Origin of the sequence: Paenibacillus sp. FSL R5-0928 (assembly GCF_037970385.1) — a bacterium.
GTDB classification, from domain to species: Bacteria; Bacillota; Bacilli; order Paenibacillales; family Paenibacillaceae; genus Paenibacillus_AQ; species Paenibacillus_AQ odorifer.
In genome coordinates this window covers 1,639,657-1,665,367 of record NZ_CP150225.1, presented here as the reverse complement: position 1 = coordinate 1,665,367, position 25,711 = coordinate 1,639,657, and the positions used below count along the sequence as shown (strand labels likewise).

Genomic DNA, 25,711 nt, shown 5'->3' with positions numbered 1-25,711 from the left:
TCATCTATTTATTTATTTTTTTAGATTTTCGTTATATCGATCCAGACCGGTTTGATAAATTTCCATCAGTTCTTTCAGACCCATTTTGTCCAGTGTCTTCAGATACTTGTCCCACTCTGCATCTGCGCCGCCATCAACAATGAATCTTCCTCTTTGGGTATTTACATACTTAAGCAGTTCGGGCTCAATTTTATTGATTCTATCCAATTCCTCCGGTTCAAAGAAGATACTCGGATAGTTTTCCTTTTCCATATATGGATTGTAATATTGCTCCAAATCTTTAGCGCGCTGCTGGGCCCGAGGCTCCATATCTACAATTTTTCCGAATTCATCAAAAGTAATGACACCAGGTGCGCCCGATCCCGGAGCAACTTTTTGGCGGAATTCACCTGCAGAGGCTCCATCAGGAAGAGGTAGATTTACCAGTTTCCCGTTTTCGTCCTTCTTGTACACGATATCCAGCGGACCCCAGTGGATTTGAGCAGCCATATAAGGTTCAAACTGCTGATCGATCCAGCGCATGGTTATTTCCGGATTGCTGTTCGCTTTGGTGATTACAAAAGATCCGCGTCCTGGGCCACCGCCATTGGCACGTCCGATGGTTTGATTCCCATCCGGTCCTTTGAGCGGAGACAGAAGAACATAATCCTTGCCTCGCTCGGTTCCGACAACTTCTTCGATTTCCCACCAAACATAAGATCCTAGCGTTTCATCGGTTGTTTTACCCTTAGCCAGATATTGTGCGGCATCTTGGGTGAAAGATTCCGGATCTATCAGACCCGTCTTATACCATTTTTCATGGAAATAATTTAGAGCTTCTTTATATTCAGGCTGAGTCGCGGTAAAAATAACTTTCCCATCACGGACGACCCGGTGCTCCAGATTATCTGGAAGGCCAAAAGCCCCGAATAGTCCAGCAATATCCATACACCACTGCATGTGCATGAAGCTTAACGGGATTTCATCCTGCTTTCCATTGCCGTTCGGATCTTGTGTTTTAAAGGCCAACAGAGCTTCCGTGTATTCATCTAGTGTTTGTGGTACCTTAAGCCCCAGCTTATCTAGCCAAGCTTTATTGATGACGTGGAAGAAGGGATTGGTCCCCAGGTTATTTTCTTCAAAGGACGGTAGCCCGTAGATGTGCCCATCCGGTGCTGTGATCGAGGATTTGATATCAGGTCGACGATCAAGAAGCGCTTTCAAATTAGGTGCATATTGTTCAATTAAATTCTCTAGGGGAATAAGGGTTCCATCCTTACCATAATTGATTAACTCGTAATCAGTGAATCCGGCTGCATAAAAGGCGTCCGGCAAATCACCACTCGCAAGTAGCAAATTTTTCTTTTCTGTATAATCGGTATCAGGAATATTGGTCCAGTTAATTTTTACATTGGTGTCTTTTTGAAGACGTTTAAAAATTTCTAGCTCCGAGTATTCCGGTGCCAATGCAGACTTCGGGGATACCATTTTTAAAGTCACTTCATTGTTAACAATCGGAAGACCAGTTTGATTGAATTTCGCTTCCTTATTCTGATTACCAACCGCTTTATTTGCCCCGTTCCCATTTCCAGAACATCCGCTTACCGCAAACGCTCCAGCCAGCATTACAATTCCAGCACCTTTGAATAAAGATTTCACTAATACATAACCTCCCCTTATATCGTTCCACATTCAAAAATCAAATATTTCTTTTCTGCATAAATCATCTGATCCTGTACATCCCCCCTTTCAAGACCCTGTCTATCTCATCCCTTAATTGAGCCAATCATCACGCCTTTAACAAAGTACTTCTGCAGGAACGGATACAAAATCAGTAACGGCAGACTGGATACCATGATGACACCATATTTAATCAGTTCTGTAACACGCATCTTGGCAGCATAGGATTCCACATCGATCATCATGCCTGAACTGACCTGATTCTGAACAAGAATATTTCGAAGCACCAATTGCAGCGGATATTTGGTTCCATCATTCAGGTAAATCAATGCGTCGAAGAATCCGTTCCAGAAGCCGACCACATGGTACAGCACCATAACCGCTAGAATCGATTTTGATAAAGGCAGTACGATGCTCCAGAAGAATCTAGTGTTGGAACATCCGTCAATTGAAGCCGCTTCCCACATCTCATCCGGGATGGAGGATTGAAAGAAGGTTCTTACAATGATGACGTTAAATACACCACCAGCTCCTGGAATAACCAATGCCCACATCGTATTCAGCATATGTAGATCCTTAATCAGCAAATAGGTTGGAATTAGCCCGCCACTAAAGAACATCGTGACCAACAAAAACCACATAATCACAGACTTTCCGGCCAGATCCTTACGGGCTAACGGATAAGCAGCGAATACCGTCACAGCTACGCCAATTAATGTTCCCACTGTTGCATAAAGTATTGAATTTGCGTATCCGATCCATATGGAGGAATCACTGAATATTCGCTCATAACCATCCAAAGTGAAGCCTTTTGGAAACAACCAGACCTCACCTGAGTAGATATAATTAGGGTCACTGAATGATGCTACCAGCACAAAATACAACGGGTATAATACAAGCAGCATAATGATGGTCAACAAAAAGTAGTTGATAATGTCAAACCATGCATCCCCACTGCTCTTTCGCTTCATTAATTTGTTCAAAATAAATTCCTCCTTACCACAGACTGGTTTCTGTCATTTTTTTAGCGATTCGGTTAACGGTGAAAATCAAGATAATATTGATCAGGGAATTGAACAGACCGACTGCCGTAGAAAAGCTATATTGGGCCTTCTGAATCCCCATTTCATACACATAGGTAGGAATGATATTGGAGGTAGCATAATTCAGATCACTCTGCATCAGAAACGCTTTTTCAAAACCGATGCTCATTATATTTCCAAGTGCGAGAATTAACAGAATGACGATCGTCGGCAAAATGCTAGGAATATCCACGTACCATACACGCTTCCATTTACTCGCTCCATCCATAATTGCAGCTTCATGAAGTTCGGGATTAACCCCGGCAAGAGCAGCTAAATAAATAATCGTGGCAAATCCTGTTTCTTGCCATATTCCCGACAATATATACAGAGGGCGGAACCAGCCTGAATCGGCCATAAATAGAATTGGGTCCCCTCCGAAGAAGGTGATCACGTGATTCACAATTCCGCTATTTGGAGACAAAAAAACATTCAGCATACCAACCAGCACAACGGTGGATATAAAGTGCGGAGCATAAATCACTGTCTGCACAAATTTCTTGTAGGTCTTACCCAGCATTTGATTTAGCATAATTGCGATAATAATTGGAGCCGGGAAGCCAAATAGCAACGAAAGGAAACTGAGTGAGAGCGTATTCGTGATAATGTTCCAGAAGTTATAGGAATCGAAAAAATCTCTGAAGTGCTGAAGCCCTACCCACTCACTTCCCCAGATCCCTTGACTTGGAGAGAAATCCTTAAATGCAATTTGCACCCCATACATCGGATAATACTTAAATACAAGGTAAAGGATAATGATCGGCAGTAAAAACAGGTACAATTGATAGTCGCGTTTGAGCCTGCTCCATAATTTACGCTTTGGTTTGATCATGTAATGATCCGCCCTGCTAGTTGTTGAACTCACTCTTATTCTCCCTTTCGTGTAAAAGTAATCATTTTTGAAACGTTTCCAATTTTAGTTCTAGAAAAACTCCAGTTGGTAGGTCTATGCCAATAATCAACTGGATGAGCCGATATTTCCTGTATATTCTAGAAGATCTGGGTATTTTGATTTTTTGAAACGTTTCCAATTTAGAATGAAAAACATCAGATAGTAGATTACTTATGCAGGATGCGCTGACGTTTTTGATCCAAATAGGATTATGTAGTTTCACCTTGCTTGAATATAACAGGGATACGATACACTTGCTTATCTAAAGGTATGCCTTCGATCTTGTTATAGAGCAGTCTGATTGTCATGCGTGCCATCTCTTCCACCGGCTGCCTGATTGTTGATAAAATAGGGTGAAAATAAGGATTATCCTGAATACCATCATAACCGATGACCCTCACATCTTCTGGAATACGAATGCCCTGCTTGCGTGCTCTGTCTATATAGTTGGCTGCCAGCATATCGGTAATGGCAAAAACACCATCTACATCGCCATGCTTGTTGAGGAACTCATTAATATAGGCACTGTCATCCACAATTGGATCTGGTTTCTCGTAGATCACATAATCGATACCCAAAGCTTCCGCTTCATGAATGAATCCTTGTCTCCGGTTCATGGTTTCGCTAAAAACAGAAGTAACACTTCCCATAAAAGCTGGTTTCTTGGCTCCCGCTTTCACAAGCTCCCTTAAAGCAAGACGTCCTCCCTCATAATTATCGGAGGTCACACAGGTAATCTTCTTGTTAAAGTGTCTGTCGATGCTTACAATCGGAATGTCATTACTCACATTATTCTCGATATCGTTGTACGTTATGCCAACAATACCAGCCACTTTATTCTGCCGGAGCATTTCTAGATAATACAGCTCCTTTTCAGGTTTGCCGCCGCTGTTGCATAACATAAGCTTGAAGCCTTCCTGGTCCAATTCATCCTCGATGTAATAAGCCAATTCAGAAAAGAACGGATTCCAGATGCTCGGAAGCAGTAGTGCTACCATCTTAGATTTCTGCATCTTGAAATTCCGGGCCACTTCATTAGGGAAATAATTCAGTTCTTGTATGGCGTCCTCCACTTTTTTGCGTGTCTTGGGTTTTACAGCGCCAGAGTTGTTAATGACTCTGGACACGGTTCCTACAGCAACACCGGCTAAGCTAGCTACATCTTTAATGCTTGTCATTTAACACCCCCGAACTCTCTATAAAAATTATAATAGCATCAAGTTGGAAACGTTTCAATATCTTTTTTTGAAACGTTTCCAACTTGATATAGATATCAATGTTTATATTGCTCTTGACTAGTTCGAGTTCCCCCTCAGATAGGAGTTATATGTTTCTCTGTTTAGCTTCACAATATCTTCATGTGTAAATTCAGCTGAGAAATTTCCTAATACTTTATCCCGTAGGAACGGGGATTTCTCTTTGTTTGCCCTTTTCAAAGCTTCTGTTAGCTCCTCTTTTGTTAGTTCTGTACAGTATGCAGGAGTTCCTGGCTGTTGTCTCCACGAATCACTTAAAGAACCACTATCTATTGCGTCGAAGCCTAGCTCGTTTACTACGTCCATAATGATTTGTTTTTGTGATAGATCATTACCAGCAACCGCCATGGCAATGCGATCACTAGTACCTTCGAGGGTTCCTTTATTCTCAAGAGTATAAGCTAATTGATTATTGAAAGCTTTGATAATAGGTCTACCTAATTGATTTGCAACCCACACACTTTCAACCTTCCCGGCCTCAATTTCTTCAACTTTATTGTCCCTAAAAGGATAATAATTTGAAGTGTCTACAACAATTACTTCCTCACCAGCTTTATCTACAATACTACGAATGCTTGGCATTGCATGAAAAGGGATAGATACGATCAGAACATCAATATTTTTAATTACATCTTCTACACTCACAGGTGTTCCAGCAATCTCTTTTCCTTCTAAACGTTCAATTCCTCGAGCATCCGCAATTTTGACGTCATGTCTATTCATAAATAGTTTATTAGCTATCGTTGTTCCTATTGGTCCTGCACCTATAATTCCAAATCTCATTATTATTCCTCCAGATTGTGTTTTTAAAATATAGATCATATACTAAGCTCAATACTCTAATTTTTGAAGTAGGCAATAAAAATTGCTGTAGTACACTTTTTCGTACTATAGAGAACATAAAGGTGATATGATGGCTAGAATTTGTAAGGATGGCTATGAATTTGAAAAGGATTTTATTAAAGAAAATAGAGAAGTCTATGGAATTTCTTATACTCAAAGTATTCTATCGGGTCGTTGGAAATGTCTCATCCTTTGGTTTCTAAAATCAAAAGAATATCGTTACAATGAAATTAAAGCTTTTTTATGGGATATTTCACAAGGTTCACTTACAAAACAACTACGAGAGCTAGAAGCTGACGGTTTAATTGAACGTAATGTGTTTCCAGAGGTACCTCCACGCGTTGAATATTCATTAACATCAAAAGGGAAGGAATTTATTCCTATCCTTGATTTGATGGGGGATTTAGGGAAGAAATACGGAGAAAAAATAGAATAATAAGCCTATATAACTGCAGACCTTGTATCCATAAAATTTCTGATGTAACGTAAAAGAGTCGAATTCTTATAAGCAAAGAATTCGACTCTTTTACGTATATATTTTTCCCAACATGTCGGCATTCCAATCTGGTTTTCTAATACCTTAGTCAACTATCCTGCCAGTTAGTTCAACAAACGAGAAAAAGCTAAATCATAGAAAACACCTCACCACTAAGTTCACGTAAGCGGAATAGGCTATTCGTATTTTTGCAGCATTAGCATTTGATTGTATAATGAAATCCCAAATAATAATAAGCGCGATGGAATAAGCATTTATTAGCTGTATAAAAAACACTATTTTTCAAATAAATATTTTGAGTATAGCGCGTATAAATCCTAATCAAACTAATTCTCATTTAGAACAATTGGATCACATAGTTAACATAATTCACCTCACACAGGGATTTCTCTGTATTAAGGAATACGCAGTTGTATTTCATAACCAGTAATCTAGCCATCGCTTGTCGCATTTATAAAGCCACTTGGGTGTACTAAGTATTTTTAACATGTTAACTACCCTCTCTAATACGAAAAGGGCGATAACTTACTTATTCATATTCAAGCTTTTAATTCAAGGCTTATTTCAGATTTGACTTTATTCGATTTTTCAAATGACCTATAACAATCTGATTAGGTTCAGATGGATCATTTTTTTGTTAACGGCTTTATGAATTGAATCTATTTCTTTAGCAAAATTGTAAGCATTGGCCCCCCCCAACTTCTCTTTAATGTTTTTTGATTAGAATTTTCGTAGCCTCATCTTTCTCACAGTAAATCCAGACATCATTTAAAATATTCTTCTTAACACCACTTTATCTTTATTTCTCTACTTTTTTCTTGGATTTTCAATAGCTGATTTAAAACAAAAATACGTTGAACAATATCTTCAGCTATATAAAATTGTCTCTTGTAATAATTTATTTGTGTCTGATATGGACCTTGATATATCTCATTATTTTCATATACATGTAACAGTTGAACATGGAGGTCATAAATTTCTTTGTATCTCATTGTAGCACTCCTCTAATAGCTAGAAAGTTATTAAACCTCTTGTTCTTATGTACTATATAAGTACTTTCCTAATATGATAATGAAAAAGCAACTTTCCCGTAGAAAAGTTGCTTTCAAAACATCAAGCTTCTACCGATTTAAGTTAAATTACACTATTTTGAACTTACCGCTTCGCCTTATAAAACTCATGATACAGCTTCATGAGCGCCCTCTTCTCTATCCGCGAAACATAACTCCGCGAGATCCCAAGCTCCTTCGCTATCTCCCGCTGCGTCCGCTCTTCCCCACCTGTATCCAATCCAAACCGCCCCACAACAACTTCTTTTTCCCGATCATCCAGTATATCGAGGTTGCGGTAAATCTTGCTCTTCTCGATCTTCAGATCCACTTCTTTAATAACATCATCCGCTTCCGAACCGAGGATATCAATGAGTGTAATTTCATTACCTTCCTTGTCTGTCCCAATTGGGTCGTGCAGAGATACATCTTTACGAGTCTTCTTCAAGGATCTTAGGTGCATCAGAATTTCGTTTTCAATACAACGGGCAGCAAAAGTGGCCAGCTTTGTGCCTTTGTTCGGGCGGTAGCTCTCGATAGCTTTAATCAGGCCGATGGTGCCGATGGAGATTAAATCCTCCATGTCTTCGCCGGTATTATCGAATTTTTTGAGGTTGTGGACACGATATGATGTCAAAAATAATTGCTTATTCCTCGTTATATCATCAAACTGTAAGGCCTATTCCTCCGAATCAAGCATGCGTAACAGCACATCTCTCATATCCCCAAGGTTGATTCCCTCTGCATTGCTGAGCAGAATGACCGCTGTCCCCTGAGACATATCTCTCCAAATCTCAGAAGAGAAACCATTGATTGCCCCATTATGTGCGTACATCATCCCCATTGGATCGGGTATCCCCCATCCCAAAGCGTATTCATCCAGATTCGGTTTGCGCATCGCTTCCCATGATGCATCACTGATGATTGTCCCGTTCTCGAGCCCTAGAAGCCATTTATAAAGATCTTGTACGGAGGAATATATACCGCCAGCTGAATAAGGGACGGTCATATCGATAGGCCGGGCTATCTCAGAGATGTCGGGAGTAATAAGTGAATACCCAACAGCAATATCTGTATGGTTGTTGTCTTTTGTTAAATAACCTGATCTTTTCATATCGAGAGGTGTAAAAATATGCTCATTCAGATAGTCGCCATACGACTGTCCGCTAACTTGCTCAATCACAGCACCTAGCAGCACATACCCGGAGTTACTGTAAGAAAATCGGCTGCCCGGTTCAAACTCTAGTGACTTGTCTTTGAATTTGGCAATTAAATCGTCAACGCTAATTTTAATGTTTATTGATTTTAGAAAATCCGGAGAATTGGTATAATTGGGGATCCCGGATGTGTGGGTCAACAAGTGGTAAAGTGTGACTCTATCATTAGGGTAATCCTTAATATATGTATTTACGGGGTCGTCGACACTCAGCTTACCGGCCTCTTGAAGCTGTAAGATAGCTGCAGCGGTAAATGCTTTAGTAAGCGAACCGATTTGATGGATAGTATCTCGTCCATTAGGCAGGTTATTATTATAGTCCGCCATATTGTATCCCTTGGAAATTATAACCTTGTTATCTTTGACGAGAAGCACAGATCCCGAATAGTTCTTGGACATATACTGATCAAGCTTTTCTTCAAAGGCATCCTTGTGGACTATTTCATTCGCTTGCGGCAGCGTATCATTAATACTGTTGGCGCTGTTGACACTGTTGTCTGAACAGGAAACCAGTACAAAAACTAAACCGAAGATAGCAACGAATTTAAAATAATTTGACAAAAGAATCCCCCCCCTATAAATACATTGATTTCAGCTTTTAATAAGCAATCCGCTATCGAGTTCCCATCAACTCTCACCTTAATATACCGTACGTTATGCTAGAATTCACGTTCCAATTATGTAAAAAAAATCGCCTCGCAAGCATAAGCTTACAGGGCGATTTGGTAGATATTTCTGGACTACACGCTGGAGAGACAGTTCCTATTCCCTAACCGCTTCGCCTTATAAAACTCATGATACAACTTCATCAGCGCCCTCTTCTCTATCCGCGAAACATAACTCCGCGAGATCCCCAGTTCCTTCGCAATCTCCCGCTGTGTCCTCTCGTCTCCACCTGTATCCAATCCAAACCGCCCCACGACAACCTCTTTTGAAATGTGTTCATGATTTATCATCTCCTCACATTCATTTGTTTCATCTTAGTATACCGCCCTATTTTAGATCTCCCTTCCGTTTTTGTGACCTTCCTTTAGTCGAAAGATGATATTCAAGTCTAAAAAGGGGAGTGACCACAGACAAGCCATTTGCGACTCATCAGCAGTCATTCCCCTTTTGTCATTTCTGGAATAGATTGAATATCACTTGTGCGATTTAGGTACGGTTCAGTTTCTCATCCACAGGACTCTTAATCGGAACCATGTTCTTCACCAGTTAATTCGTTTCTTGCAACGTTACAGCCGCAAGACCGATGCTTCCTCCCCAAGAATTGGTGTGATGATCCGTGACCATACTTAGGCGTACTTTGATTTGGTCTGCCAAATTCAACGCTTTATACTTGATCGTGAATTTACCGATCGTGGAGCCGTTTACTTGCGAGAGTTGATCGCTGTAAAGGACCCTGCCATTGATTAAGAATTCCAACTTCATAACGGAGTCATAGGCCAACGGATATACATGTACTTGCTGTACTTCCTCGCTTGTCGGCAAATCAAATTCAAACCCTGCCGACTCGGAGCCGCGGTAAGTAATGACATGCTGATCCTCTGGCGCAGCTCCGTCAGCATCCGTTGCGTTAAAAGAGATTGGCGAATCAGTTGCGTTCCCGTCTCCGGCACCCAATCGCTTGAAGCCGGCAATGGAATTTGCGCCTTGCTTCCGAGCGAAGACATTCTCGTCTCCACTAAAATATTGCGTCCAATCCTTGGTACCTTCAGCCGTTAGATTCAACGTATTCCCTGTAAAATCTGCGACTGTACCAGCAACATAAGGCGTTGGTTTAGCCTCTTCTTGCAACGTTACAGCCGCAAGACCAGCGCTGCCTCCCCAGGAATTGGTGTGATAATCCGTGACCATACGCAGACGTACTTTGATTTGGTCTGTCAAATTCAATGCTTTATAATCGATCGTAAATTTACCGATCTTCGAACCGTTCACTTGCGAGATTTGATCGCTGTAAAGGACTCTGCCATTGACCAAGAAGTCCAACTGCACAACGGAATCATAGGCCAACGGGTATACATGAACTTGCTGCACTTGCTCGCTTGTCGGCAAATTAAATTCAAACCCTACCTGCCCGGAAGCACGGTGAGTAATGACATTCTGATTCGCTGGCGCATGTCCGCCAGCATCCGTAGCACTGAAAGAGATCGGCGAATCGGTTGCGTTCCCGTCTCCGGCACTCAATCGCTTGAAGCCGGTAATGAAATTCGCGCCTTGCTTCCGAGCGAATACATTCTCGTCTCCACTATAATATTGCGTCCAGTCCTTGGTACCTTCAGCCGTTAGATCCAGCGTATTCCCGGTGAAATCTACGACTGAACCAGAAACAGAAGCTACTTCCTGCGGCGACAGCGCCACAACTGTAATATTCTTCGACATTTGTACCGTTGTCCCATTATAAGTGGACGATATCTTCAGTGTGCCCTCTACGTTGAGGTGCGGCTGGATTGGATTCTTTACGGTACCATCTGACATTACTCCGTAGACATTGCCAGAATTAGTACTTTCAACAATGAGATTGCTGCCATACAGATTGCCTTGCACCGCGAAGTTCAAGTTCCCTGTAATGGCATCAAAGCTCTGGTTTCCATTCAACACGACGTCCCACGCAGCCTCAATATCCTTGGTGGCGCGTTCGCTGTCCGACATCGGCCTTTCTTCCGGTATCCCGCTGACCACATCACTGCGGGTACCTTCTGTTCCTGCCTTTACGCCTGCAACCGCTACGTAATATTTTTTGTAGTTAACCAAATTCGTAATGGTGTACGGCAGATTATTTGCTTCAACGACCTGATTCAATTCGGCCCGGTCTGTACCGTAGTAAATCCGGTAGCTGTCGATCGAATCCATTGGTTGTGCCCCAATGACAAGTTGGCGGTCGCTAGAGCTTACTGTGACCTTATCCATTTGTTGTGGAATCTCACTGCCGCCTTCGTACAAGAAAATACCTTTCAAGGAAATGGTACCGTTCAGGTTTCCGTGTTCAATCACATTTTCGACCTGCAAATAATTGCCGTCAGCGGAAGCTCTGTACGGAATTTCAACCAAGTAGGTTTGTTCTGTATCGTTTCCATACAATACCTGGCTTTGGCGTTTTCTGGAGCCATCGGACAGGCTGCTTTTAATGGTTACTTTAGCATTCTTTACCCCCACCAACACCTTCAATGTTTTCAAGGCGTTATCGGCGGGAACCATGAGCATAAAGCCTTCCTCTCCCTCGCTGTAACCTGCTTTCACAATACTCTTCGCATTGTTGAAGCCTAGCGCGGTCGCTTCTTGATTGTCAGCCAAGCTCATCGGATTTTCAGAAGAATTCGCTCGATAGCCAATGGTGTTGATATTATAGATCAAATTACCTTTTTGCAGCCTGTTCTGGATACCGTCTTTGATCTGCGCATTTGTTTGTGAGGTGAACACCACATAATCAGCCGCGTTAGCATCCAACTGTGCTTTGCTCAGATCGCTGTGTGCCGAATCAAATTTGTGAGCGCCAGCAGCCAGATAAGCTTCTTCCTCATCTTGGCCCGCAATGATGTAGTCATGGGTCCCCGCTTCAACTTGGAACGTTTTTTCCACACCATTGCTAGTTACATTCAGTGTAAAATCGTGTGTTGCGGTGACTGTGATCTGCACCGATGAAGCAGCGCTTTTGCGCTTGGCGGCGGACAAGGAAATCCGATTCGCTACACCTTGATGCTTCATATAAAGATTGCTGATGCCGTGTTCTTCAACAAGGTTGATATTCCAATTCACCTTATTGGCCGGCGCATTCAATCTAACACCGATCACATCTTCAATCATGCTGCCTATCACCAAATCTCCGGTCCAACCGACAAAATGGGAGCGGGCATACTCATGGTCAAATTGTCGTTGCCCCATCAACGTATATTCGCTTGAATAATTCTCCCAGAAGGTAGCCTGCCCGATCTTGTCATCGGTTTTGCCAGCCTCATATACGTCGGTCAGCATATTAAGATGACGGATACCCTCCTGGAACGCCAACTCATTGTAACCGTAGTTATGCAATCCCTTCATATATTGATAAGACGTAGGTGCCCAAACAGCGCCTTCCCAATAGTTGCCCATCGGCCAAAACTTGCTGTTGGGGTTATTCGGGTTCGCATAATCATAGGTTACCGTAGATAAGCCGTTCGGACGGAACATTTTCTCCGAGTTCAAGGCGTAATTTCTAATCATCGCATCGGCGCGGTCGGGGGTAGCTACATTCGCGGCCATTGCCCACAATCCCGTTGGCGTAGCGATATTCGTGAAGTTTCCGTTCTGATCCAGGTTAAAATAAAACTTTCCGTCTTCAGACCATAACAAGTCATTAATTTTTTGCTTCAGTTCCTCGTATTTCGCTTTAAACGCCAGTTCTTTATTCGTGTCTCCCAATTCTTTGGATATAAGCGAAATGTAATATGCCGCTTGCGCCTGTTGAATGCTCAGATCATTATACGTTTGCGTCAGGTCGCCATGATCCTGATTCGGCGTATTATCAAGCCCGTTGGCGAGACCGGTCGTTTTACCGTATAAACCGTTGCTCATCGTCCGCGTTCTTTCCACGAAATTAAAGTGGGAAATGAGTCTTTCGAAGATCGTCTTTCCGTTGATCACTTTCGTGAAGCGATCGACATCTCCATGAACAAGGTACTGCTCCCATTCCGCCCACGCCCATAGAGGGGGATTTAGCGATTTCGGGTCATCATATGCAGCGTTCCATGCCGCGAATTCACCGGTCACCTCGCTGACTTCGCGATCAATAAAGCCGTCATCAGGACCTGCGCTGTCCACTTGGTGATAGTAGAAGTTATCCAGCGAACTTAATGTCGGGAACTGATTCAGACCGTATTTATTAAACATCGTCATGAACATCGTGTCCCAGGCATAAATGTAATCGTTATAAGCTTCATCCACATAATACGAATTTGGAGTGGGATTTAATGCGCTCCTAGCTTTTCTGATATTCCCTTTATGAGTGTCCCAAGCTTTATCAAAGAGTTCTGCCCATTCCGGATGCTCCCCGAAATGCACTTTCGGGAGATCGGACATATCAATCTCATAGCCGCCGGCCACACGTAAAGTCTTGTTCTTTGCTCCTGGTGCGGACAATTTGATGTAATCGATTTGCGTATATTGTTCTTTATTGGCAAACTTTAATTTATTGCTCCCTTGCTGGAGATTAACCGTAAAATCCGCAGATCCTCTGCCAAACATGGACCAGTCTCCAGTGTGGGGAGTGAGGATATCTACACCGTAATTTTGGCCGTTCACGAGCAAGATCAGCTTGGCATCGCCTCCGCCGTTAGCGTAGGAAAGATAAACGTTGTAAGGGCCGGCTGCCGGAACATTGACCGTCAACTCCACGTATCTGGACATGTCGTTAGTGGAGTCAATACCACCGACAAATCGGCCGCCGGAAGCCTGTATCGTATCGCCGATCCAGACGCCTTGACCCAATGCCCCATCCTCAGCTTCATAATATTCAGAATATTGGTTGCCGGAACCCTGACCACCAGAACCTTCGCCGCTGGAACCCTGGCCACCAGAGCCTTGGCCACCGGAACCCTGGCCACTATCGCCGATCCATACTCCTTTACTCAATTCCCCGCCCTCAGCTTTATAAATTGGATCGTAAGTCCGCGGCTGATTTGAGATCAAATTGTACATAATTTGCGCGCTTTCCGCTCTACTTTTAGCTTGTTTAGGCGCAATCTGCTCTCTGCCGATCCCTTGCAGCAAACCGAGAGCAGATGCTTTGTCGATGAATACCTTGGCCCAATCGCTGATTTGGGCTGCATCCGTGTACACAGCTTTCACATCGGTATAGTAAGGACCGAATTTATACTCATAAGCCCGAACAACCATAGCTATGATCTCTTCTGAGGTAATCGTCCGATTAGGATCGAATGTGTTTGCCGATGTTCCAGTAACGATGCCGGATTCGAAGGCAGCCTCAACTACATCGGCAAACCAGTCTTGCTCCGCTACGTCAGAGAAGTTCGCCTTCTTCCCATTTGCCGAAAGCCCCAGGTAGCGAACCAGCATAGCCGTGAATTGAGCGCGAGTTACGAGCCCATCTGGAGCGAACTGGCCATAGTCGATACCGTTCATGATATGTTTCGCGCTGACAGTCTTAATCGCGTTGGCAGCCCAGTAATTGCCAGGAACATCAGTGAATGCCTGGCTATATTGCATAGCAGCGTAAAGACTGAAATGCGTTACTGCCGCTATCATAGAACCGTTATTCCATTCACCACCGACATATTCAAAGTCGCCGAAATTTGTCAAATTGTAAATTCCCGCTAGTTCAGGATTAGCATCCGAACCCAACGGAAATGATAATTCGATTGGTGCAGCGAAAGCTTCCGACGTTTTAGCGTTGCCGTCCGTATCTATGGCTTTCAACGCGAAGTCGTAGATTTCACTGGCTAAGGAGGCTTTCGAATCTTCCGGCACATTCAGCTTGTTGGCTAAGGAATCCCTCTCCTTTGAGTCCAACTTCTTTGCAATGAAAGCGATATGCGCACCTTTCGCTTTCTCTGCCGGCAACAAATCAGCCACCTGCCGCAGCACCGATGCAGGAATTTGCACGGTTACGCCGCTGCCTCGGATGACAAAAGCTTTCGCTCCTTTTATTTCACTGGCTCCTAGCGGCAGCAGCAGTTGATCAGCTCCGTCCGCCCATTCAATCGAAACTCGGCCATTGCTATCAGGCGCGAGATCATCCAACGGCATACTCCATTTTCCGTCAAGTACTTCGACTTGATGCGCCGTATCACCGGCGACCTCGAACGTGGCCGTGACATAGCTTTTAGGGGATTCTGCCAAATACGCTTTGGCTGTATACTCTCGATTATTGCCCGTTATCGGCGAAGTCCAATTCACCTTCAGCGTTCCGTATGAGGTCTGCGTTGGATAGCTGCCCTTCGCAACTTTCTCGTTAAGGTGCCATATTTCCAATTCCAGCTTACTTTGCGTACTTGCCTTTGCATCCAGCTCTATCGTAAACTCGACGGATTCACCCGATGTAAACTTGGTCTTGTTTACGTTCAGCGTTTTCATGGAATGTGCACCCAGCTCCTCCGCAGAAACCCGCGATACCGACCCTAACCAATCGCCAGCCATTGCAAGGCCGCCCTGTATAACTAGCAAGAAACATAGCATTATTAGCAACTGTTTCTTCAACGAAGCATGTTTCTTCTTTCCTTTACTCTGCATTTCCATTTGCCCCTTCCTACTATTATCAACTTCCATTATAGTAGCGATAGAAATATTCGGTAACCGCTTTCATATCTGAAAAGGTGTCTTATATTCCTTGCATTTCTAAAATTCAAGACATTTTTTTCGCAAGGTGTCTTATATTTCGTTTTTACAATAAAAATATCCACTTCCCACTGTATACAAAAAAAGGAACCCAGCCAATAGGGCTGATTCCTTCGTTTTCGATGGATTTTCGGTCCACAGCCGCCGACCAAGAGCAAAGCGCTCAACAGAATTTTGCGTAAGCTATTCAACCTCCCTATGCTCGATTCCCTGACACTGTTCTCGGTATTCGGCAGGTGTCAAGCCGGTCATCTTTTTAAATAATTTACTGAAATATTTCACATCATTAAAACCCGATTCACTTGCTACCTCGTATATTTTCGTTGTTTTGTTTCTTAAAAGCTCTTTTGCCCGCTTCACTCTCAATTGAATCAAATAATCAATAAAATTCAGCTGTGTATGTTTCTTGTATAAAAGACTGAAGTAGTTCCGGCTGATGTGAACATGATCTGCTACAGTCTGAAGCGTAATGTCCTCTGTGTAATGCTCGTGGATGAATTTCATTGCTTTATCAATAACACTGTTCGTCGATTTATACGGCTCATCCGCTTCAATCGCTCTGCAGCATTCGTGAACACCTGAAAGCAAATTAGTCCATAGTTCATGAAAGGTCTCACTCTTCAAAAGCTGCCCACAATATTCAAGTAGAAGGTGCAAATCGATATGTTTACCCACAAGGCCTGAGAATAAATCGCATGCTTCCCTTTTAATATGTTCAGCCTGGATGCTTTCTTTCTTCCATTGCTGTAACCAACTGTTTAAACGGATCGTCATATCCGGTGCAAACTCCTTGATCTTCATTAGCAGTTCGGGATGATATGTATCCTCGAGCTGTGGAGAACCATCGGGACAGCTATGACTGTAATCATATAGGCCTCCGCTCCCATCAAAGAAGTGACGTTCATATACGTTGCAAGTCTTATGATAATTTGATAACCAGTTCTTCGGTTGCGATTCCGTGACATATCCAAAGGTAAGCCGTAAGCCCGTTCTCGTCTCCAGATTCTCTTTTAAATTCACGATGTTTGTTGTCAGCGGCGTCAAAAACACGATTTGCGATTCATTGATAACAATGGACAATCCATCGTTATCATGCAAATAAAACTGTTCCTGCAATTCCACCTTCAGCATACTTAAGTAAAGAAACCCTTTCTTTTCCTGTAATTCTTTGGTCCCGTTCAGTAAGGAAACGATCATCGAATAGCCTTTATCTTGATAAGCTTCTGATAAACATTGCGCAAACTTGTCTTCATCCATGTCTTGTGAAAGTACCTTCTTAAAATCATGCTCGGATTTTCTGCGCTTTACCTCTTGAACGTTTTGTTGAAACCGAGATACGCTCTGATGAAGCAAACGGTCTTTCTCGATCAATTGAATGGCACGCTCCAGCAGCGCTGCAAGCTCCTCTGACTCAATGGTAGACTTCAGTATATAGTCAATCGCCCCTAGCACCACGCTTTCCCGAACATAATCAAAGTCACTATAGCTGCTAATAAGGATCACCTTGATATCAGGCCACTTTTGTTTCGCTTGTCTCGTTAGCTCCAATCCGTCAACCAATGGCATCTTGATATCTGTAAGAAGAATATCAACCGGCTCGACCTCCAAGGCTTGAAGCGCCTCCGCCCCATTGGAATATTCACCGGCAAACTGCAGCCGCTCATCCTCCCAATTGATAGTTGCCTTCATACCAGCTCGAATAATCAGTTCATCATCCACGATCATCACTTTGTACATGACGCTCTCTCCTCTCTTCATGTGTTAGTAATGGCCATTTTTATTAGCTTTAGCTGGACGACTACACCTTGTCCGGCGTTACTGAATACCTCCAATTCCGAGCCCGGCAGAAAATAAAGATGGATACATTCCACTACATGCTTCAAACCGATGCCTACCTCGGAAAAGTCGCGTCTATGCTGTAGCCGGGATAGCATTCCAACTGCTCATCACCTATTCCCATCCCATTATTGCTAATCTGTACAACGATATTTTCAGGGGAATCTGTAATCGTGATGTTGATTTCTCCGTTCTGACCGCTTGGTACAATACCATGAAAAATAGCATTTTCCACAATCAGTTGAAAAAACATTCGTGGAATCATAAATTCGAGAGCCTCCGGGTCGACTTCGGTACGCAAGGTAAAAATGAGATCATAACGAAGCTGTAAGATATCCGTATATTTAGCGATAATGTCCAATTCTTCTCTTATCGGTACCATCATACCCGTTTTCCCCATATACGCTTCCATTAGACGGTTAAAGTTTGTGATCCCTTCATATGCTTTGTTTTCATCTCCAAATTTAACCAGCCAGCGAATCGTATTCAGCGTGTTAAACATAAAATGAGGATTGATTTGGTGAGTAACCGCTTGCAACTCCGCTTTCCGAAAAATAAATTCAAACCTATCATCGCGGCGAGTAAGCGATCCCTGATCTTCTGAAAAGGTGCCTGCAATTCAAGCATCTTTTCTTCAAAGCGGCCTCCTAGACCTGAATTGTCAGCAGCACTATGATACTCCATACCTTGTCCGTATGACCTGAGGGCTAGTAAAAAGCGACCACAAGTAAATGAATCTTTAAACAGAACAGCTAGTAAAAAAGAAGCGGTAACAATTTCTGCCGCTTCTTTAAATTAATAGAATCTATCGGTTTATCAGATTCAGTATCCGATCAATTGCTTGTGCAATCTCTGCACGGGTGCTTGGGTTCAGAGGAGAAAACTGACCGTCTGTATTTCCTACAAACAATCCAGATGAAGTTGCGAGACGTACCGCCAGCCGAGCCCATTCAGCAATATCTGAAGCATCAGAATACTCAGCAGTAATATTGCCTGCAGCCTGTCCTCCGGCATATTGATACGCCCGTAAAAGCAAGACCGCTAATTCCTGGCGTGTGACAGGTGCATCAGGTGAGAATTTCTCCGCCGTCCGACCATGAATTAGTCCGTTGCTGTACGCGGCTGATAACTCCGCCGCGTACCACGAGGAGTCAGGCACGTCTGCAAATACAGCCTTGTCTCCGCTAGTCTGAAGACCCAGCGCACGCACCAGCATAACTGTAACTTCCGCCCGTGTAATGCTTACGGATGGAGAATAATGATTCGCTGTCCTGCCAGTAACGACGTGTTTGGCCACCAGTGAAGATATTGCTTCGTAAGCCCAATGGGTACTAGGTACATCGGAGAATGTCTTCAACCTCTCATAAACAGCGAACTCACCTTGATTGTTCAGTTGGGCCTGCAGGGTGCCGGCAGAAGAATCAAATACTCCCCCTGCGTAACGGTATAGCCCATCTCCCTGTTCTTTGATGTAGAGCCCCAACAACTTCCCCTTAAGCTTAGCATTCGTTACCTCTAGTTTCACAGTTGCTTGCAGACTTAATCCCGGCGTCGCTAAGCTTTTTCCGTTTTTATCTTTGATTCCTAACACGAGTGTGTACACCTTGCTTTTCAGAGTATACTCTTGAGAAGGGCTCAAAACACCGTTAGACGGAGCCCCCGCATTGCCTATTCTCAGCTCAAGATAAGCCCCCTTACCGCTAGAATCTGCCGCGGCAATCTCCTTCAGCTTGTCTGCATTCCAAATCATTGAGAGTCCATCTGTTTGGATGACCAAATTGCGTGAGCCAATTAATTCTCCAGCATTTAGCGGTAGTAGTATGGATTTGACCTGCTCATTCAACACAATATTAACAGTTTCTCCTTGAGCGGATTTCAGCTCCTGCTCGGTGATCATCCGTGTTTCACCCATCTGCACCGCAGTCGCTACCGGCGCTACATCTGCAGAAGTTCCTGGCTTTGCCGGATTTGTTGGCGTTGGTGAAGGTTCTGGAGATGGTGAAGGTTCGTTCCCTGTATCTGGGAACAGCTTCTGAACCTCTGACTGCCGCGGTTGATAATCCACCACAAGCATCGTCCAGTATTCGACGCTTGGAACATTCAACACAATCTGATCTCCATCCCAAGTGTAATCCAATTCCTGCATCGTTCCCCCGTTTTGATCAGGGGTTGCCGTAAAAACCTTGAGTCCAGAAGCATCTTGAGCAGATAGTCGAACCGGAAAAGTCACTTGCAAATTGTGCTGCACATCCGGCTCATTGGCTGAGTTTCTCCAGTTAGAGTCATTGTTCAGCAGGTTCACCAGATGGACTACATCATAGGATTGATAACGCTCGTTCTTATTGTCAGATCGAACGGTGTACCATAGCGTATTTTCTGAACCGTCTCGGCTCAGCTCGACCTGCTGTCCCGCGGCATCTTTGACAGCAATCTCTCTATCATTGACTGCCTGGCTGTCATACAAGAGATTTTCATATGCGGCAAAGAATTTGTAATAATCCTTCATTATTGTCTTGGTGCTCTGATTCATCTTTTTACTACGGTTCGGATAATACTCGTTGGCAAGCATATTGGGCCCTTCAGCGATATGATCGGCCGTCCCGAGTTCAATATGAGTTGCCCCCATAACTGAGAGCGCAGCGTCCATTAACCGAACGGACGGCTCGTTGAAATAGCCTGTAGTCACACCTCGGAGCTGGATCATGCCTGGAGTGTCATCCTCTTCCATTTTCAGCGTGATCTTGTGGTTGCCTTCTTCCATATACGGTACAATCACATAGGCCTCTTCAGAATAATCGTCCAGACTGCCTGTGCCGTTAAATGCAACATCAAGATCATTGCCATTGCTGTCCTTCGCCCGTACGCCATCAATATAAAGGGAACGGTTTGTATACTCTCCGGCATTGGAGTACGTAAAGATCAGGCTTTGTTCTCCCGATTGAGGAATGGATACCGGATAAGTAACCTGCTGCCCTACCTCGCTGAAGTTGAGTACCGTATCCTTATAAAGGAAGAAGGCCGAATCATTTTTCTCCTGAGTGGATTCCGCTTCGTACATTCTGGTTATTGCTTCCGGCCCATCACCGGTTACTTTCAGTTTGTCCACTTTGATACCGCTGTCTGTCCCTTCCGTCATTTGAATCACAATCTGATTCCACCCTTGAACCAGGGAAATTCCGGTTTGGACTGTTTCCCCCCATTGGCTGCCTGACGTTGGTGCAAAAGATGCCAAAGTTCCTGCAGGATCGCCTGAATACACGCTGCGGCTGACTGTTGCTGCTCCATTATTTTGATAGACCCAACCGAGTGTATACAGTCCAGCTTCAACCGCATTTACATTGAATACAATCCGGTCATTCTCATTGTTGAACTCCGAGACATAACCGACAACCGCAACTACACCATTCTTCATTTCTGCGTCGCCTGTACTGTATTCATAATCACCGGCGACAATCCCGCCAACATTAATATACTTTCCGGAGGATTCCATCTTCAGTGTAATCTTGTGCTTCCCGGGTGGAATGTTTACGAACAACTCTTTTGCTTGCATAGGACCATCCCATTCTCCCGGCGTCTTAGCAAAAGTTATATTCTGGGCATCCGGAGCAGGCTCTCCATCAACAAGCACCGACATAACCGGACTGTTGCCTCCACGGTACATAACCGTCAACGTGTTCAGCTGCTGTTCGGCATACACCGAGTATGTTACCGTCTGGCCGCTTTGGCCGAAATTGTCAGTTTTGCTCTCCGTGAAAGTAACGCTGTTGGTCTGCGGCAGTTCAGCTTCAGCTGCTTCATATCGCTGTCCATTAAGGGTCATATAGCGTAACTTAATACCCAAGTCATCTTTGGGAGCCTTCAGTGTAATCGTGTTGACGCCTGCATTCAGATAGACGCTTGCCATATTCTCCTTGCGGGCAAACTTTGTCCAGTCTCCCTGTCCAAGGAAAGAAACTTCGCCTTGGGATAAATTGTTGACCATGAGTGTACGGCTGACTTCCTGCCAATCGGAAGCGTAACTAAATCCGAGCGGGTAGTTACCCTCAGTAGGAACCTGTACATGGAATGTCACATAATCATTTTTGGTATCAAAATAGTAAACATGGCTGTACTGGTCCACCTTTACGGTATCGAGTTTTGCATCCACTGCATCGTAAGATTGCTTAATGTCTTGTCCTTGTACCTCGAGACTATGCAGATTAAGCCACAAACTGTTCGTATTCAGTGTAAGCTTAACCGTATTGTTACCTTCCTTCAGCGTTGCCGTCACTTCGGCTGTCGCCGAAGGATTCCCCCAACCGGTGTTAGCACTGAATGGAATTGCAGCAGCCGCAATTTCATTGTTAACAGTAAGCTTTCCTTCAGGGTAACCTGAGCCGTTACCCTGTCCATAATGGAGAAGAAGCTTATACATACCGGTGGCAGGCGCATTAACCGTAAATGTAACCGCATCCGTATCCTTGCGACCGAAATTCCCTACCCAGCTGTCCTGAACTTTGGAGATCCGGGATTGATAATTTACAGCAGCAGGAACATCCTCGGCTTCCGTTCCACGTGTTTTCACACCTGTAGCCTCTTTCATATTCATATAACCCGCAATTACCATTGCCTTGCCGCCGTTTTTCGCCCGTGTATCCTCCACTACCTTCTGAAGATCACTGTACTGATTACGGTCATGCCATATTTCGCTGTAATCAAAGTCTGTCTTTGTATCCGGATCTGGCACAGCACTGTAATCTAAATTCCCTCCCACCATGTTGAATGTGACATCACTTTTTGCCGGATTATTTTCTACCAGTGATTTTTTAACCGAGTTTATCAGCTTGTCATAATCCAGGGAATAATAGCGTTTATTTCCATTGTAATCATAGAGATGACTATTATCATTGGCTCCCCATTGGTCCAGATGGATGCCGTCAAATCCAAAGACATTTACAGCACGGTCAAACTGTTTGGTAATATAATTCTGCCACTCTACATTCCCAGGATCCTGAAGATAGAGGGCTGTTTCTTTACCGTTGAAATCGAAGTGATAACCGTTTTGGCTCTGCTGCGGATTGGTTTTATCAATATTTTCACTGCCATAAAGCCCCCACTCCGGACTAACGCCATAGTCTTCATAATTTTCCCGAGCCGCATAGTTCATCTCATAAGCCATTGCCGCTGAGCCGTATTTCTGGGCAGCCTCTACCTGCTGTTTAATCGTAAGCGGATACAATTCCCGGTTTAACAGATCCAGATAATGAGTATCAGCGTTGATCTCCTCATCGACAAAATTTCCTTCACTGTCCTTTAGCGGTTTACCATCTGCATCAGTTTTGGAGTAAACGGACACATCGTGTCTCCACATCCAGTCATAAAATTGATAACCATTAAGATAATAATCTTGTGACAACTGTTTTAGTTTGGCATCACTCTGCGCTGCAGTCTCACTGCTGAATTCACTTGTGTACCCGTATCTCGGGTATCTCTTCCAGTCACTTGAAACATCTATAGCCGCCGTAACATAATCATGATCAGCTGCTCCGCTTACCCACGCTTTTACCAGATAACCGGTAAAATCATCATCAGGGGTCTTCCATTTAATCGACAAGTCACCTTGTCCTTTCAAGACGGTAATCGGTTTACTCCCTTTGGCGATCAGCGTATTCAGGTTGTAGATCTCAACGTTCAGCTTTCCCTGCCACTGTTCGTCATCCTTCAATTTGAGGATAAGTTCGGCCTCTTCACCTGGGGAATAACGAGCTTTACTGACCCCAAGGTATGTAATCGCTTTCAAAATTGACTGATTGCTTAATGAGCTCCCACTCTCATTGTCTGCATGCACCGTTGATGGTCCCAGCGGACCCGCAGACAGAGGGAGTGCTAACTGCGCCGAAAGGATAAGTGTGAGTAATGCAATGTAAGGCTTCTTCTTGTTCACCATTATATTTCCTCCATCTTGTGATTTATTTAGAATAGGACACATTGCCCAGTCCTACTTCTATATTGTTTATGAAGCAAGAGTCTTTCCGTCAGCAATTAGATCAACCGTAGTATAAAAAACTATATTTTGACGAGATTTATATTTAGAAAACAACTTTATGTCACATCGTCTGAATGTCTCTGAAATGAATGTAAACGTTTACCCAATAAATAATATAAAAATCAAATTATTGTACGCACTGTTTCCCGCTCAACAATATAATGATTCATGAGAGTGCTGTTTGGTAATTCCAGAGGTTTTTCTATCAGAGATAATAACTTTTCCACCGCCAATCGCCCCATTTGATCCAACGATTGATGTACTGTCGTTAAAGGAGGAGATATAATTTTTGATACCATCAAATCATCGTAGCCAATCATAGAAAGATCCTCTGGTATTTTCAACCCTTTCTCAAAGGCCTTTCCCATGGCTCCAATTGCCATTTCATCACTAGCTGCAAATACTGCAGTAAACGGCGGGGCTTCACTCAATAGTTTTTCCATAGCCACACGGCCACTTTCCATATGAAAATCTCCGTAAGCTATTCTGGCCTCGTTAAATATAAACCCTTGTTCCTCGAGCGCTTGCCGGTAACCTTCCACACGAGGAATTCCCGCTATCATATCAGATGGCGTTCCAGCAATCATAGCAATATTATAGTGCCCTTTATTGATTAAATAGGAAGTAGCTTGATAGGCAGCAAGTTTATCATCTACTTTTACAAAAGGGATGGTGTACTTTGAAGAATATGCATTGACGAGCACTAAGGGAGTTTTCTTCTGTCGTAATTGAAGATAATATTCATCCTTCAAAACTTCGCTTGTAAATATTACTCCGTCCACTTGTTTTTCCTGGAGCATCTCCAGACAGTTTTTTGTTCTTTTGCCATCCTCACCAGTATTGCAAACAATGACCATATAATCCTTATCATAGGCAGCCTTTTCAATCCCATGAAGAATACCACAAAAAAAATCACTTGCTACGCTGGGGAAAAGCACTCCTAAAGTTCTTGTTTGTTTATTAATGAGTCCTCTAGCTACTCCGTTAGGATAATAACCCAGTTCTTCCACAGCCTGAAGTACATTGAGCTTAGTATTATGGGAGTAACCTTCTAGATTATGAATAACCCTTGATACTGTACATACTGAAACATTGGCTGCCTTAGCCACTTCTTTAATTGTTGGAGTAATGACACTTTCCTCCTTCTTGCGAATGCATTTAACTATAAAATAAACGTTTGCATCCTCTGAGCCCTTAATCTCAATAACAAACGACTCGCCCTCCTTATCAAGGGAGAGCAAAGTCTTGACACAAAATAATCATGATATGGTGACCATTGTTCACGCTTTAAGGAATAAGTTCCAACGGGGCTACACGTCCGTAAGAAACTTTAGGAAGTTCATCTTTTGCCGCCCAACGAATGCTGTTACTAATGACTTGAAGTACCTCAGGCTGGTGGTATACCGGGAAAGTCTCATGCCCTGGTCTGAAGTAAAAGATATTGCCTTGTCCTCGCTTGTAGCAGCATCCGCTACGGAACACCTCTCCGCCTTCGAACCAGGAAATAAAAATAAGCTCATCCGGCGCCGGAATCTCAAAACGTTCACCATACATTTCTTCCTTGTTAATTTCAATATACTCTCCAAGGCCCTTGGCAATCGGGTGTCCCGGCTCAATGACCCAGATTCGCTCCTTCTCACCTTCATCACGCCATTTCAGAGCACCAGTATTGGTACCCATTAAAGATTGGAATATTTTGGAGTTATGTCCAGAGTGGAGAACGATTAATCCCATGCCATTTAGCACCTTTTGACGTACCTTTTCCACAATTTCGTCACTAACCTCATCATGGGCTAAATGCCCCCACCATAACAATACATCTGTTTGTTCTAGCACCTCATCAGTTAATCCGTGTTCGGGATCATCCAGAACCGCTGTTTTTGCTTCCATATCTTCTTGTGTGTTCAAATAGTTGGCAAGTGCCATATGAATACCATCTGGATATATAGCTTTAACTTCTTCGTTGTGTCTTTCATGGCGGTACTCGTTCCATACTGTAATTTTGATTTTAGACATGATATGCCCTCCCCG

The 25,711-nt window shown here is 43.5% G+C and carries 14 protein-coding genes and 1 pseudogene; 1 reads left to right on the top strand and 14 read right to left on the bottom strand.

The window, feature by feature from the left end; genetic code table 11:
* Positions 1-12 precede the first annotated feature (12 nt).
* The 5 genes from MKZ16_RS07200 to MKZ16_RS07180 all read right to left on the bottom strand — a co-directional run bounded on the left by MKZ16_RS07200 (position 13) and on the right by MKZ16_RS07180 (position 5,672).
* Positions 13-1,638 (bottom strand): ABC transporter substrate-binding protein, encoded by a 1,626-nt coding sequence (locus tag MKZ16_RS07200; protein ID WP_076107148.1) that lies wholly within the window; start codon positions 1,636-1,638, stop codon positions 13-15.
* A 107-nt stretch (positions 1,639-1,745) separates the two neighbouring features.
* Positions 1,746-2,642 carry a carbohydrate ABC transporter permease gene (locus tag MKZ16_RS07195; RefSeq protein WP_076107150.1) on the bottom strand — a complete coding sequence of 299 codons (897 nt, stop codon included), beginning with the start codon at positions 2,640-2,642 and terminating at the stop codon, positions 1,746-1,748.
* Positions 2,643-2,655: 13 nt separating this feature from the next.
* A complete protein-coding gene (locus MKZ16_RS07190; RefSeq protein ID WP_143759120.1) occupies positions 2,656-3,573 on the bottom strand; it encodes an ABC transporter permease subunit in 918 nt (305 codons plus the stop codon).
* 269 nt (positions 3,574-3,842) lie between these two features.
* Positions 3,843-4,811 (bottom strand): LacI family DNA-binding transcriptional regulator, encoded by a 969-nt coding sequence (locus tag MKZ16_RS07185; RefSeq protein WP_076107154.1) that lies wholly within the window; start codon positions 4,809-4,811, stop codon positions 3,843-3,845.
* Positions 4,812-4,928: 117 nt separating this feature from the next.
* Positions 4,929-5,672, bottom strand: coding sequence for an NAD(P)-binding domain-containing protein (locus MKZ16_RS07180; RefSeq protein WP_076107156.1), 744 nt, complete (start codon positions 5,670-5,672; stop codon positions 4,929-4,931).
* A gap of 130 nt (positions 5,673-5,802) precedes the next feature.
* Here MKZ16_RS07180 and MKZ16_RS07175 point away from each other — a divergent pair, with 130 nt between their 5' ends.
* Positions 5,803-6,168, top strand: coding sequence for a winged helix-turn-helix transcriptional regulator (locus MKZ16_RS07175; protein ID WP_076107158.1), 366 nt, complete (start codon positions 5,803-5,805; stop codon positions 6,166-6,168).
* Positions 6,169-7,383: 1,215 nt separating this feature from the next.
* Here the strand turns inward: MKZ16_RS07175 and sigK are convergent.
* The 9 genes and pseudogenes from sigK to MKZ16_RS07130 all read right to left on the bottom strand — a co-directional run bounded on the left by sigK (position 7,384) and on the right by MKZ16_RS07130 (position 25,696).
* A complete protein-coding gene (sigK, locus tag MKZ16_RS07170) occupies positions 7,384-7,938 on the bottom strand; it encodes an RNA polymerase sporulation sigma factor SigK (RefSeq protein WP_076107161.1) in 555 nt (184 codons plus the stop codon).
* 18 nt (positions 7,939-7,956) lie between these two features.
* On the bottom strand, positions 7,957-9,054 hold the full coding sequence (locus tag MKZ16_RS07165; protein WP_076107162.1) for a serine hydrolase domain-containing protein: 1,098 nt from the start codon (positions 9,052-9,054) through the stop codon (positions 7,957-7,959).
* A 179-nt stretch (positions 9,055-9,233) separates the two neighbouring features.
* Positions 9,234-9,425: pseudogene (locus tag MKZ16_RS07160) on the bottom strand (sigma factor-like helix-turn-helix DNA-binding protein); the annotation flags it as partial.
* A gap of 280 nt (positions 9,426-9,705) precedes the next feature.
* Positions 9,706-15,714 carry an S-layer homology domain-containing protein gene (locus tag MKZ16_RS07155; protein ID WP_179086362.1) on the bottom strand — a complete coding sequence of 2,003 codons (6,009 nt, stop codon included), beginning with the start codon at positions 15,712-15,714 and terminating at the stop codon, positions 9,706-9,708.
* A gap of 288 nt (positions 15,715-16,002) precedes the next feature.
* Positions 16,003-17,556 (bottom strand): response regulator, encoded by a 1,554-nt coding sequence (locus tag MKZ16_RS07150; protein WP_076107166.1) that lies wholly within the window; start codon positions 17,554-17,556, stop codon positions 16,003-16,005.
* Between the two features lie 154 nt (positions 17,557-17,710).
* On the bottom strand, positions 17,711-18,193 hold the full coding sequence (locus tag MKZ16_RS07145; RefSeq protein ID WP_076107167.1) for a histidine kinase: 483 nt from the start codon (positions 18,191-18,193) through the stop codon (positions 17,711-17,713).
* A gap of 267 nt (positions 18,194-18,460) precedes the next feature.
* Positions 18,461-23,581 (bottom strand): glycoside hydrolase family 66 protein, encoded by a 5,121-nt coding sequence (locus tag MKZ16_RS07140; protein WP_076107169.1) that lies wholly within the window; start codon positions 23,579-23,581, stop codon positions 18,461-18,463.
* Positions 23,582-23,802: 221 nt separating this feature from the next.
* A complete protein-coding gene (locus tag MKZ16_RS07135; RefSeq protein ID WP_256715553.1) occupies positions 23,803-24,921 on the bottom strand; it encodes a LacI family DNA-binding transcriptional regulator in 1,119 nt (372 codons plus the stop codon).
* Between the two features lie 46 nt (positions 24,922-24,967).
* Complete coding sequence (locus MKZ16_RS07130) at positions 24,968-25,696, bottom strand: ThuA domain-containing protein (protein ID WP_042125259.1); 729 nt, start codon at positions 25,694-25,696, stop codon at positions 24,968-24,970.
* Between the last annotated feature and the right edge of the window lie 15 nt (positions 25,697-25,711).